Annotated in this window: 15 protein-coding genes; 8 read left to right on the top strand and 7 right to left on the bottom strand. The window is 73.2% G+C overall.

Going from position 1 to position 11,947, the window contains the following annotated elements; all coding sequences use genetic code 11:
• Positions 1–37: 37 nt before the first annotated feature.
• The 6 genes from DES41_RS12225 to DES41_RS12200 all read left to right on the top strand — a co-directional run bounded on the left by DES41_RS12225 (position 38) and on the right by DES41_RS12200 (position 2,910).
• Positions 38–244 carry a hypothetical protein gene (locus DES41_RS12225; protein WP_114467933.1) on the top strand — a complete coding sequence of 69 codons (207 nt, stop codon included), beginning with the start codon at positions 38–40 and terminating at the stop codon, positions 242–244.
• Complete coding sequence (locus tag DES41_RS12220; RefSeq protein WP_147282842.1) at positions 241–510, top strand: hypothetical protein; 270 nt, start codon at positions 241–243, stop codon at positions 508–510. Before DES41_RS12225 ends, DES41_RS12220 begins: the two co-directional genes overlap by 4 nt.
• Before the next feature lie 70 nt (positions 511–580).
• Positions 581–1,069, top strand: a complete 489-nt coding sequence (locus DES41_RS12215; protein ID WP_114467931.1) for a DUF421 domain-containing protein — start codon at positions 581–583, stop codon at positions 1,067–1,069.
• A gap of 92 nt (positions 1,070–1,161) precedes the next feature.
• Complete coding sequence (locus DES41_RS12210; protein WP_114467930.1) at positions 1,162–2,067, top strand: MBL fold metallo-hydrolase; 906 nt, start codon at positions 1,162–1,164, stop codon at positions 2,065–2,067.
• A 129-nt stretch (positions 2,068–2,196) separates the two neighbouring features.
• Positions 2,197–2,451 carry a DUF378 domain-containing protein gene (locus DES41_RS12205; RefSeq protein WP_114467929.1) on the top strand — a complete coding sequence of 85 codons (255 nt, stop codon included), beginning with the start codon at positions 2,197–2,199 and terminating at the stop codon, positions 2,449–2,451.
• A gap of 129 nt (positions 2,452–2,580) precedes the next feature.
• The gene (locus tag DES41_RS12200; protein ID WP_114467928.1) at positions 2,581–2,910 is read left to right on the top strand and encodes a hypothetical protein; all 330 of its coding nucleotides are present in this window, start codon (positions 2,581–2,583) and stop codon (positions 2,908–2,910) included.
• Here the strand turns inward: DES41_RS12200 and DES41_RS12195 are convergent.
• The 4 genes from DES41_RS12195 to rpoN form a co-directional block, all read right to left on the bottom strand.
• Complete coding sequence (locus DES41_RS12195) at positions 2,907–3,365, bottom strand: DUF2244 domain-containing protein (RefSeq protein WP_170168157.1); 459 nt, start codon at positions 3,363–3,365, stop codon at positions 2,907–2,909. The two genes, DES41_RS12200 and DES41_RS12195, sit on opposite strands and share 4 nt — an antisense overlap.
• 5 nt (positions 3,366–3,370) lie before the next feature.
• On the bottom strand, positions 3,371–4,981 hold the full coding sequence (ctaD, locus tag DES41_RS12190) for a cytochrome c oxidase subunit I (protein ID WP_114467926.1): 1,611 nt from the start codon (positions 4,979–4,981) through the stop codon (positions 3,371–3,373).
• Between the two features lie 64 nt (positions 4,982–5,045).
• Positions 5,046–5,324 carry a hypothetical protein gene (locus DES41_RS12185; RefSeq protein ID WP_114467925.1) on the bottom strand — a complete coding sequence of 93 codons (279 nt, stop codon included), beginning with the start codon at positions 5,322–5,324 and terminating at the stop codon, positions 5,046–5,048.
• A complete protein-coding gene (rpoN, locus tag DES41_RS12180; RefSeq protein ID WP_114467924.1) occupies positions 5,321–6,715 on the bottom strand; it encodes an RNA polymerase factor sigma-54 in 1,395 nt (464 codons plus the stop codon). Before rpoN ends, DES41_RS12185 begins: the two co-directional genes overlap by 4 nt.
• 404 nt (positions 6,716–7,119) lie before the next feature.
• Between rpoN and DES41_RS12175 the strand changes: the two genes are divergently transcribed.
• Positions 7,120–7,731, top strand: a complete 612-nt coding sequence (locus DES41_RS12175) for a D-glycero-alpha-D-manno-heptose-1,7-bisphosphate 7-phosphatase (RefSeq protein ID WP_114467923.1) — start codon at positions 7,120–7,122, stop codon at positions 7,729–7,731.
• Here the strand turns inward: DES41_RS12175 and DES41_RS12170 are convergent.
• Positions 7,673–8,665: a glycosyltransferase family 9 protein gene (locus DES41_RS12170; protein ID WP_114468394.1), complete on the bottom strand. Its 993-nt coding sequence runs from the start codon at positions 8,663–8,665 to the stop codon at positions 7,673–7,675. The genes DES41_RS12175 and DES41_RS12170 overlap by 59 nt on opposite strands.
• A gap of 153 nt (positions 8,666–8,818) precedes the next feature.
• Between DES41_RS12170 and DES41_RS12165 the strand changes: the two genes are divergently transcribed.
• Positions 8,819–9,061, top strand: a complete 243-nt coding sequence (locus tag DES41_RS12165; protein ID WP_114467922.1) for a DUF378 domain-containing protein — start codon at positions 8,819–8,821, stop codon at positions 9,059–9,061.
• A gap of 16 nt (positions 9,062–9,077) precedes the next feature.
• Here the strand turns inward: DES41_RS12165 and DES41_RS12160 are convergent, their stop codons facing one another.
• Both DES41_RS12160 and DES41_RS12155 read right to left on the bottom strand, forming a co-directional pair.
• A complete protein-coding gene (locus DES41_RS12160) occupies positions 9,078–10,433 on the bottom strand; it encodes a sigma-54-dependent transcriptional regulator (RefSeq protein WP_114467921.1) in 1,356 nt (451 codons plus the stop codon).
• Between the two features lie 68 nt (positions 10,434–10,501).
• Positions 10,502–11,719, bottom strand: coding sequence for a response regulator (locus tag DES41_RS12155; protein WP_170168156.1), 1,218 nt, complete (start codon positions 11,717–11,719; stop codon positions 10,502–10,504).
• Positions 11,720–11,947: the final 228 nt, after the last annotated feature.

Raw genomic sequence — 11,947 nt, 5'->3', positions numbered from 1 at the left:
GCGCCAAACCTTCAACCAACACCTGAAAGGACGCCCCATGGCCACCAACCAACCCCGCGAACGCGAACGCGCGGACATGCGCCCGGATGCGGCCGACGACGGCGCCCGCACCGGCGTGCAGGCCGAGCGCGGCGCCCCCGAGGCCGAGCACAGCCAGTACGGACTGGTGCGCGAAGACAGCAAGGCGGCCGAAGGCCTCAACGAACGCCAGATCCGCGGTGTCGAACCGCGCAAGCAGCCATGATGCTGGCCGGCGCGGGCCTGTCGCGCTGGGTCGCGCGCGCCCACCACGCCGACGGGCGCCATCTCGCCATCGAGCTGGTGTGCCGCGGCACGCCTTCTGCAGAGCAGTTCGCCGCGGCCGCGCTCAAGCGCGCACGCGCCCTCGGCCTGGGCCGCCTGGACCGCAAGACGGCCCGGCGGCGCAGCAGCGATGTGGTGCAGCTGGCCCTGCGCGGCGTGACGATTTCCGCCATCCGGCCCGCGGGCACGTGGGAACGCGGCGACTGAGGCACTGCGCTGCGGCAAAACCTGCCGCAAGGACTGCCGCCGCCTGCAACGACGACACGGAGAGAACCGCATGTTCGAACTGAGCGTGCCCTGGTGGGAACTGGTGCTGCGCGCCACTGCCGTCTATGCGGCGCTGCTGCTGCTCATGCGCATGTCCGGCAAGCGCACGGTCGGGCAGTTCACGCCCTTCGACCTGCTGGTCGTGATGCTGCTCAGCGAGGGCGTGTCCAACGCCCTGACCGGCGGCGAGGAATCGGTGCTGGGTGGTCTCATCGTGGCCTGCACGCTGCTGGGGCTCAACGCGCTGGTGAGCCGGCTCAGCGCGCGCAGCGACCGCATCCGCAAGCTGGCCGAGGGCGAGGCCGTGGTGGTGGGCTACGACGGCCGCATCCTCGACGAGCGGCTGCGCGCCGAGCACGTCACGCGCGAGGACGTGATGCAGGCCCTGCGCGAGGCCGACTGCGATGTCGCCGACATGAAGCTCGCGCTGGTCGAAGCCGACGGCAAGATCAGCATCCTGCGCCGTGCCGAGGGCATGGCCGCGCACCTGCGCGGCTGATCCGCGGGCCCGGCCAGCGCGCAGCCGGCCCATCCGCACCCGCGACAAAAGGCCACAGCCGGGCCGGGAGCGCCGCTTGCCGCGCAGCCCACATGCGCATCCACCACCTGAACTGCATCACGGCCTGCCCGCTCGGCGGCCACCTCATGGACGGGCAGCGTGGCGGCGCGCTCACACGCGCGCAGCTGTGCTGCCATTGCCTGCTGCTGGAGACCAGCGACGGCCTGGTGCTGGTGGACACCGGCTACGGCCTGCGCGACGTGCACGACCCGCACAACCGGCTCAGCCCCTTCTTCCTGCGGCTGATGGCGCCCGCGCTGCGCGAGGAGATGACGGCGCTGCGCCAGATCGAACGGCTGGGCCTGGACCCGCTGGACGTGCGCCACATCGTGCTCACGCACCTGGACTTCGACCACGCCGGCGGCCTGGACGACTTTCCGCAGGCGCGCGTGCACATGCTGCGTGCCGAGCGCGACGACGCCGTGGCCCAGGCCAGCTGGCTCGACCGCCAACGCTACCGGCCGCAGCAATGGGGTTACCAGCGCCGCTGGCAGGTCTACGAAGGCAACGAGGGCGAGCCCTGGTTCGGCTTTCGGTGCGTGCGCGCGCTGTCCGGCCTGCCGCCCGAGGTGCTGCTCGTGCCCCTGCCCGGCCACACCCTGGGCCATGCCGGCGTGGCCGTGCAGACCGGCGGGCGCTGGCTGCTGCTGACCGGCGACGCCTACTTCCACCACGGGGAGATGCACCGCGACCGGCCCTGGTGCCCGCCCGGCCTGCGCCTGTACCAGACGGTCATGGAGAAGGACCGCCGCGCGCGGCTGGAGAACCAGCAGCGCCTGCGCGAACTGCGCAACCGCAGCGAGGCGGCCGTGACCGTCTTCTGCGCGCACGACCGCCAGGAGTTCGAGCTGCTGGCCGGCCGCGCCATCGAGGCCCCGGCCATGCCGGCCACGCCGGCCACGCCGCCCGGTCCCCCGACGCCCGCGGGCCGGCCGTAACGCCGCTGCGCGCGCGCTCCGGGCAGCCACGCCGGCGTGCGCCGCGGCGGGCGGCGGACACCGACAGCCGGCATGCCGATTGCCAACCATCCGTGTCCCCTTCCATCCACCCTTTCCAAGGAGTTCTCCATGGCCATCGGTCAGACCACCGCTTCCCAACCCCTGCACGCCCCGGCCCGCCGGCCCTTCAACCTGCTCGACTACATCGCCCTGGTGCTGCTCGTGGTGGGGGGGCTGAACTGGGGGCTCGTGGGGCTGCTGCAGGTCGACCTCGTGGCCACGCTGTTCGGCAGCATGAGCCTGCTGTCGCGCGCGGTCTACGTGCTGGTCGGCCTGGCCGCGCTGTGGGGCATCGTGCTGATGCTGCGCCGGCCCGGCGCCTGACCGGCCGGACGCCACGCAGCCCTGGCCCGAGCACGGCCGCCGCGGCCGATGCCGCGGCGCCTGCGCAGGCCCCTGTTCCGCCAGACCAGGCACGCGGATTGCTCTGACTTGCCCAGGAGGCGCATCCGCATGACCCTGTCCCTGCTGAAGAAGATCGAGACCGCCACCTTGCCGCTGCAACTCACGCAGCGCGCAGAGATGGACGAAGCCCAGTTGCTGCGCGCGGCAGACCTGGTGGCAGCGCTGTTTCTGCGCACGGCGGGCGACGCCCCGGCGCCGCCGCACCGCGTGGCGCGCGTGCTGGCGATCACGCCGCGCGGCCGCGCGCTGCTGGCGGCCGAGCGGCCGCCGGAACCCGGTGAGCCCGGCGGGGCTGTCAACGGCAGCCTGTTCGCAACGGCCACGCCGCCCCAGCCGCCCGCCACCCGACACGGCGGCGCCGGGGCCGGCGCGCCCTAGTACCGCGGCATGCGCAAGGCCGCGCGCAGTTCGGCGGCGAAACGCGCACGCGCCACGGCACCGAGCTGCGTGGCCACGCACACGCGCCGGCCGCCGCTGCTGAGCCGCAGGCCGGCGTGGTCGGCTTCCACGCGCAGCCAGGCCACCGGCAGGCGCTGGCACTGCCGGGCGCTGCCCCGCATGCTCCAGACCTCCAGGCTGCCGTCGGCATGCAGGTGGACCTGCTCGCCGTCCAGCGCGTGGCGGGCCGCATGCACGAAGCCCGCCACGGCCGCCGCCAGCGCCAGCGCGCAGCACAGCGCCACCGGCCAGTAGCCCAGGCCCAGCGCCACGCCGGCCACCAGCAGCAGCCAGGCGGCGATGGCCCCAAGCGCGCCGAAGAACTGGCACGGCCGCAATGCATGCGGGCGCAGCAGCCGCCAGCTGTGCAGCGGCGCCCCGGCCTGCTGCGCCATGGCGCTCAGGCCACCACGCGCGTGGCTGTGGCGTCCAGCTTGGGCGGCTGCTCGAAGGTGTGGAACGGCGCGGGCGACGGCACCTCCCATTCCAGGCCTTCGGCGCCTTCCCAGGGCCGCTGCGGCGCCGGTGCGCCGCGCTTGCGCAGCGCGGGCAGCAGCACCCAGAAGAGGAAGTAGACCTGGGCCAACCCGAACACGAAGGCGCCCACGCTGGTCAGCGCATGGATGTCGGTGAACTGGGCCGCATAGTCCACATAGCGCCGCGGCATGCCGGCCAGGCCCAGGAAGTGCATCGGGAAGAAGGTCACGTTCAGCGAGACGATGGAGACCCAGAAGTGCCAGCGGCCGCGGCGCTCCGACGTCATCACGCCGGTCCACTTGGGCACCCAGTAGTAGTAGCCCGCGAACAGGCCGAACAGCGAGCCGGCCACCAGCACGTAGTGGAAGTGCGCGACGACGAAGTAGGTGTCGTGGTATTGCAGGTCCAGCGGCGCCAGCGCCAGCATCACGCCGGACAGCCCGCCCACCGTGAACACGAAAACGAAGCCGACGGCGAACAGCATGGGGGTCTCGAAGCTCATGGAGCCCTGCCACATGGTGGCGACCCAGTTGAACACCTTGACCGCCGTGGGCACGGCCACCAGCAGCGTGGCGTACATGAAGAACAGCTGGCCCGTGACCGGCATGCCGGTGGTGAACATGTGGTGGGCCCAGACCACGAAGGAGACGATGGCGATCGCCGCCAGCGCATAGACCATGGACAGGTAGCCGAACAGCTTCTTGCGCGCGAAGGCCGGGATCACATGGCTCACGATGCCGAAGGCCGGCAGGATCATGATGTAGACCTCCGGGTGGCCGAAGAACCAGAACACATGCTGGTAGAGCACCGGGTCGCCACCGCCGGCCGGGTTGAAGAAGCTGGTGCCGAAATGCCGGTCCGTCAGCGTCATGGTGATCGCGCCGGCCAGCACCGGCATCACCGCGATCAGCAGGTAGGCCGTGACCAGCCAGGCCCAGCAGAACATCGGCATCTTCAGCAGCGTCATGCCGGGCGCGCGCATGTTGAGCAGCGTCACGATGATGTTGATGGCGCCCATGATGGAGCTGGCGCCCATCAGGTGGATCGAGAAGATGGCCATGTCCATGCCGGGACCCATCTGCAGCGACAGCGGCGCGTACAGCGTCCAGCCCGCGGCGGGCGCGCCGCCCGTCACGCCGAACGAGGCCAGCAGCGCCACGCCGGCCACCGCCAGCAGCCAGAAGCTGAAGTTGTTCATGCGCGCGAAGGCCATGTCGGAGGCGCCGATCTGCAGCGGCAGCATCCAGTTCGCAAAGCCCACGAAGGCCGGCATGATGGCGCCGAACACCATCACCAGGCCGTGCATGGTGACGAGCTGGTTGTACAGGTCCGGGTTGAGCAGCTGCAGGCCGGGCTGCAGCAGTTCGGCCCTGAGGGCCAGCGCAAAGACACCGCCCACCATCAGCATCGCGAAGCTGAACAGCAGGTACAGCGTGCCGATGTCCTTGTGGTTGGTGGCGCCCAGCCAGCGCGCCCAGCCATGCGGCAGGGCGTGCGGCTCGGGGACGGGATGGGCCAGCGGTGGGGTGCTCATCGAGAGGCGCTCCTGTGCGAATGGGACGCCACAGCGCTGGCAAACCGCGGTCCCGGGCCGGGGCTCAGCGGTCGGCGTCGTCGTCGTGCGCGGGTGGCGGCTCGGTGTTGGCCTGCGGCGTCTTGTCGCTGTGCAGGCCGAGCGGCACGGAGTCGTCCTGGCGCTCGCCCGCGGCGTCGGCCGCCTTGTCCTGCATGCGCTCGGGATGGGCCGGGCCGTTGTTGGGCTCGCCCGTGGCGGCGCGGCCCGTCTCCAGCGCGCCGCCGGCGCCGATGTTGGCCACCGTGCCGTCGGTCACCGGGCGCGTGCCCGCGCCGCTCTCCTTGGGGGACGTGCTGTTCATGTGGATGCTCCCTGGGCCATGCCCCTTGCTGCCCGCAGGCCGGCCGTTCCCAGGCCCAGCTGCTGGCGGTATTTGGTGACGGTGCGGCGTGCCACGCGGATGCCGCGGCGCGCCAGTTGCAGCGCAATGGCCACGTCCGACAGCGGCGCGCCCTTCTCGCGCACGATGATCTCGTGCACGAGTTCGCGCACGGCCGTGGGCGAGCATTGCCCGCCGCCGACCACGGACAGGCCGCGCGAGAAGAAGTAGCCCAGCTCGAAGGTGCCCGAGGGCGTGGCGATGAACTTCTGGTGCGTGACGCGCGAGACCGTGGACTCGTGCATGCCCAGTTCCTCGGCCACCTGGCGCAGCACCAGCGGCTGCATGGCCAGGGGCCCGTGGTCCAGGAAGCGCTGCTGCCGGCGCACGATGGACTGCGCCACGGCGAGGATGGTGGAGAAGCGCTGCTCCACGTTGCGCAGCGTCCACCGCGCCTCCTGCAGCTGGCCGGCCAGCGCGGGCGCGGCCGTGCCGCGGTGCTGGCGGTAGAGCTCGGCATAGGCGCGGTGCAGCTGCACGCGCGGCACCACGGCCTCGTTGAGCTGGGCCGTCCAGCCCGTGCGCGTGCGCCGGGCCAGCACGTCGGGCACCACGTAGCGCACGGGCTCGCCGCCGTGGCGCCAGCCCGGATGCGGGTCCAGCCCGCGCAGCAGCCGCAGCAGCCGCTGCACCGTGGCGGCGCTGCAGCCCAGCAGGCGGGCGCAGCGCGCCACGTCGCCGGTGCGCAGCGCCGGTTCGGCCTCGGTCAGCAGCCGCGTGCAGAGCTGGCGCTCCTGCGCGTCGGGGTGGCTGGCCAGCTGCAGCTGCAGGCACTCGACCAGGCTGCGCGCGCCCACGCCGGGCGGGTCCAGCGTCTGCACGCAGGCCAGGGCCGCGTCGAGTTCGGCGACGCCTGCGGCGGGCTGCAGTTCGCCCAGCGCCGCCACCTCGGTGGGGTCCAGGCGCAGGTAGCCGTCTTCGTCCAGCGCCTCGCAGAGCAGGCTGGCCAGCATGAAGGAGCGGTCGTCCAGCCGCAGCAGGCGCAGCTGCGCGTGCAGGTGGTCGCGCAGGCTGACCGGCGCGGGCAGGAAGGCCAGTGCGTCGAAATCGCCGTCGCCGCCGCGCGGGCGCTGGCGCGCGCCCAGCGTGGCGCCCCAGGGCTGGCCGGCGGCGGACACGGCCTGCGCCTCGTCCATCGCGGCCGCGGCGGGCGGCGGCGCCTGTTCGTCGATCTCGAGGAAGGGGTTGCTGGCCAGGCAGGCATCGATGCTGGCGGCGAATTCGAGGTTGGGCATCTGCAGCAGCTGCACGGCGCGCTGCTGGCGCACCGAGAACTGCGGCTGGGCCTGGTGCTGGAGAGCAGGTTGAAGCATGTTGGCGCGGGTCTGTGGTCGAAGAGTGCAGCGCATCGCAAGCGACGTGCCGAAACGGTTGCCCCGTGACACCTGGAAACATACGGGCCCCGCCGTGGGCGGCGCCCCCCGTCAGCAGCCCGCCGCACCGCGCCGATGCCCTGCGCCGCCGTGTCAACGCCACCCTGGCGCCGGCCGCGGCAACGCAAGATTTGCGGCAAGCCCTACCGCGACTGGCAAGCGGCGCCGGTCCCGGGCACGCGGATTGCCCGGAGTGGCACGACCTCGACATTCCGACTGCCCATGCAAGCCACTGCGCCCCCCGCGGCCACCCCTTCCCTTCTCCTGTGCGTGCGTGCCCACGGCGCGGCCACGTCCCCTCCGGCCGTGGCCGCCACCATGGCGCGCCCCCGGCAGGAGGCCCCATGGCGCTGAACGATGGCGGCGACCCCGCAGTGTTCGTGGACAAGGACGGCACCCTGGTCGAAGACCAGCCCTACAACGTGGACCCGGCGCGCATGTGCTTCACCGCCGGCGCGCTGGACGGGCTGCGGCTGTTGCATGCGCAGGGCTTTCGCATCGTGGTCGTGACCAACCAGCCCGGCGTGGCGCTGGGCTACTTCGACCTCAACGCGCTGCTGCGCCTGCGCCAGGCGCTGGCACGCCGGCTTGCGCGCGCAGGCGTGCCGCTGACGGGCTTCTACGCCTGCCCGCACGCGCCGGGCACGGCGGCCGAGCCGGCCTGCAGCTGCCGCAAGCCGGCGCCAGGGCTGTTCCACCAGGCCGCGCGTGCGCATGGCCTGGACCTGGCGCGCAGCTGGATGGTGGGCGACATCCTGGACGACGTGGAGGCCGGCCAGCGCGCCGGCTGCCGCAGCGTGCTGCTGGACGTGGGCAACGAGACCGTGTGGAAGAGCGGCCCCTGGCGCACGCCCCATGCGCGTGCCGCCAACCTGCACGAGGCGGCGCGGCACATCCTCAGGGCGCCGGCGCTCGCAGATCCGCCGGCAATGCCGCCAGAACTTGCGGCACGCTGATGGCCGTGGCGCAGCCGTGGTCGTAGGGGCAGACGGCGTGGGCGCAGGGCCGGCACGGCATGTCCTGGGCGAGCACGCGGTGGCGCGCAGCGTCCAGCGGCGCCCAGCGCCGCACGTCGGCACCGGAACTCACGACCACGCTGGGCCGCCCGCGCGCGGCCGCGATGTGGGAGATGCCGGTGTCGTTGCAGACCACGCAGGCGGCGCCGTCGACCAGCGCGCCCAGCGTCCAGAGCGAGGTGCGGCCCGCCAGGTCCAGGCAGGGCAAGCCCACGGCCTCGGCCAGTGACCGAGTGAGCGCCGCCTCGGCCGGGCCGCCGGTCAGCACGATCTGCAGGCCCTGCCCGGCCAGTTGCCGCGCCACCGCGGCAAAGCGCGCGGGCGCCCAGCGGCGCGAGGGCAGCTGCGCGCCGGCGTGCACCACGGCGTAGGCGGCACCGGCCGGCAGTGGCGCCAGCAGCGCGCGCGCGGCCGCATGGTCGGCCGGCCGCAGCGGGAAATCCAGCCCCAGGCCCTGGCGCGGCAGACCGAGGTGGTCGGTCAGCGCCAGCAGGCGCTCGATCTCGTGGCCCTGCTGCGGCCACAGCCGGTAGCGCACCGCGTCTGCGGGCGGGAACCAGGCCGTGCCGTCGTGGAAGCCCGCCGTGGCGCGCGCGCCGAAGCTGGCCACCAGCGGGTTGACGATGCCACCGCTGCCGTGCAGCTGCACCGCCAGGTCGAAGCCGCGCGCCTGCACCGCCTGCAGGAAGGCCGGCAGCTGCGCCACGTCGCAGGGGATCTCGGGCAGGCCCGGGTAGCCCGGCAGCGCGATGAAGTCGTCCACGCTGTCCAGCCGCGCCGCCAGCTCCTCGGCCCAGGGCAGGCCCACCAGCGTCAGCCGCGCCTGCGGCCAGGCCTGGCGCATGGCGCGCAACGCGGGCGTGGCGCACAGCATGTCGCCGAGCACGAGGGCGCGGAACACGGCCACGCGGCGGGGGGCGGGAAGATCGCAGGGCAAGGTGGCCTGTCACGGCAAGCGGCATGCCCAAGGCCCGCCGGGCATGCCGCTTGCTGTACCGGTTGCACAAGAATCCCCGGAGCACTCGCCATGACCACCCCTCCATCGGCCGCCGTTCCCGCACGCAGAGGTTTCGGCCTGCTCGATGGCTGTGCCCTGCTGCTGATGGTGCTGGGGGCGCTGAACTGGGCGGCCGTGGGCCTGCTGGGCCACGACTTCGTCGCGCTGCTGTTCGGCGGCCACACGCAGCTGACGCGCGCCGTCTACCTGCTGATCGGCCTGGCGGGCATGTACGGGCTGTCGTTCGCGTTCCGCTGCTACCACCCGTTCTGAGCCCGCCGCGGCGGGCTCAGGGCGGCTCGGATTCGTAGGTCTTGAGCTTGTTGTAGAGCGTCTTCAGGCTCACGCCCAGGGCGGCGGCGGTGCGCTCGCGGTGGTTGCCGTAGTGCCGCAGCGTCTGCAGGATCAGCCGCTGCTCCACGTCCGCCAGCGGCGTGCCCAGGGCCACGCGCAGGTCGGGGTCGCCGCCGAGGGCCATGGCCGGCGCGCGCGCCGGCCCGTTGGAGGGCAGCCACTCGGTGGTGATGGTGTCGCCCTCGCTCATCACGTAGACGCGCTGCAGCACGTTGCGCAGCTCGCGCACATTGCCGGGCCAGCGGTAGTCGGCCAGCTTGTCCAGCCCGGCGGGCGACAGGCGCTTGGCCTGGCCCTCGCGCTGGCCGATCTCCAGCAGGAAATGCGTGCACAGCAGGCCAAGGTCCTCCAGCCGCTCGCGCAGCGGCGGCAAGGCGATCGGGAACACATTGAGCCGGTACAGCAGGTCCTCGCGCAGCTGGCCCTGCTCCACGGCCTGCCAGGGGTCGCGGTTGGTGGCGGCGACGATGCGCACATCGGTCTGGCGCAGCGTGGTGGAGCCCACCCGCATGAAGCTGCCGGTCTCCAGCACGCGCAGCAGCTTGACCTGCAGCTCCAGCGGCATCTCGGTGACCTCGTCCAGGAACAGGGTGCCGCCGTCGGCGCGCTCGAAGAAGCCCTGGTGCTGGCGGTCCGCGCCCGTGAAGCTGCCCTTCTCGTGGCCGAAGATCTCGCTTTCCATGAGCTGCGGCGAGATGGCGCCGCAGTTCACGGCGAGGAAGGGCCGCTCGCGCCGGCGGCTTTCGTCGTGCAGGGTGCGCGCCACCAGCTCCTTGCCGGTGCCGCTCTCCCCCGTCACGAGCACGGTCACGCCGGTCTGCGCCACGCGCGCGATCTGCTGGTAGATGCGCTGCATGCAGGGCGCGCGGCCGACCAGGTGGCCGAAGCGGCCGCTCGCGTCCACCTGCTGGCGCCAGTCGCTGCGCGCCTCGGCGCTGGGCACCGGCAGCACGCGCTGCAGCACGGCGTCCAGCTGCTCGGCGGTGACCGGCTTGATCAGGTAGTCGAGTGCCCCCAGGCGCAGGGCCTGCACCGCGGTCTCCAGCGTGGCGTAGCCCGTCATGAGCACCACGCTGGCCTGTGCCAGGGCCGGCTCGTCGAAGAGCGCCAGGCCATGGCCATCGGGCAGGCGCAGGTCGAGCAGCACGAGCTCGGTCGGCTGCACTGCGAGTTGCCGGCGCGCATCCCGCAGGCTGTGGGCCACGACGACAGCGTGCCCGCGCTCGGCCAGTTGCGCCGCCAGCATCTCCGCGGCATCGGCGTCGTCATCGACGATCAGCGTCAATGCCATTGCACCTTCCCTCCCAACACAGAAATTGTGATTATCGAAACTTTGTACTGCATGGCTGTAACGACCTGTCAGCCGGGGCCGGCCAGCGCCTGGCGCAGCTGGCTGGCCCGCACGGGCTTGTGCAGGCAGGTGTCGAAGCCGGCGCGCAGGGCCTCGCTGCGCTCCTGCGAGGGCTCGTAGCCCGCGATCGCCACCATGCGCCCGGCATAGCCTGCGCGCCGTGCGCTGCGGGCCAGCGCGCAGCCCGTCATGCCGGGCAGGCTGAGGTCGACCACGGCGGCGTCCGGCCACTCGGCCAGCAGGCTGCGCAGGCCGGCCTCGCCATCGGCCTGGGCGCTGACCGCATGGCCCTCGTCGCGCAGCTGAGCCGCCAGGCTGTCGCGCACGCCGGCCACATCCTCCACCAGCAGCAGCCGCAGGCCGGCGTCGCGTGGCCGCGCCTCGGCCCGAACGCCCGGCGCGGCGCCGGGTTGCAAGGGCAGGCGCAGTTCGATGGCCGGCTCCGCCCCACCCAGGATCGACAGGCGGCCGCCATGCCGGGCGGCCGTGCAGTGCGCCAGCGCCAGGCCCAGGTCCGGGTCGTCCAGCGGCTGCGCGGGCCGCTGCGGCGCCAGGGCCGGCGCGGGCCGGTCGCTGCGCAGGCGCAGCACGGCTTCGGGCGGCTCGGCGCGCACCTCCAGCACCAGGCCGGCACCGTGGGGCAGCTGGCGCAGCGCGTGGCGCAGCAGCGCCGCCAGCAGCTGTTCGAGCGCACGCGGCTCGCCCAGCACTGGCGCCGGCTGGGTCGCGTGCAGCAGCAGCTGCCCGACAGCCAGGGGGCGCTGCCCGTCCAGGGCCGCCAGCGCCAGCGTGGCCAGGTCCAGCGGAGCGCCGTGCACCCGGTCGGCACCGGCCGTGGACTCCGCCAGTTCGGCCAGGTTGCTCGCCAGGTCGGCAAGCTGGCGCAGTTGCTGCCCGGCGATGGCGCGCGCGCGCTCGCGCACGGCCGGCTCGACCAGCGGCGCGGCCAGCACCTCGGTGGCACCGCCCAGCGCGGCCAGCCGGTTGCGCAGGGCATGGGCCGCCACGGCCAGCCAGTCCGCAGGCGCGGGCGCCGCGCTGGCGCGTACGCTGCGCTGCAGCAGCCAGGCCACGCCGGCCGTCCAGCCCAGCCACAGCCCGCCCAGCCAGGCCAGGCCGCCGGCCGAGGGAGGCGGCGCGCCGGCGCCGAGCCAGACCAGGCCAGCCACCACCGGCGCCGCCGCCATCAGCAGCACCCCACGCCGCACGGCGCGCGTGGGCAGCACGCTGCCAGCCGCCTCCGCGGCCGGTAGAACTTGCCGCAGAACTTGCTGCCATGGCGCGGCCGCCGGCGGCGTTTGCAGGCCCTGTGGGCCTGGCTGCAACGCCGGCTGCGCGGAATCCGTGCGGGGAACTCGAAGCATCCTGCGAGGATTGTGGTGGCATTGCGGCCGAATGGGATGTAGGACGGGTACGATGCGCGCCGACCCCGCATGGCCGACACGCCGAAATCC

This window comes from Pseudorhodoferax soli, from assembly GCF_003337555.1.
GTDB lineage: Bacteria > Pseudomonadota > Gammaproteobacteria > Burkholderiales > Burkholderiaceae_C > Pseudorhodoferax > Pseudorhodoferax soli.
This window is presented reverse-complemented; position numbering and strand designations above follow the sequence as displayed.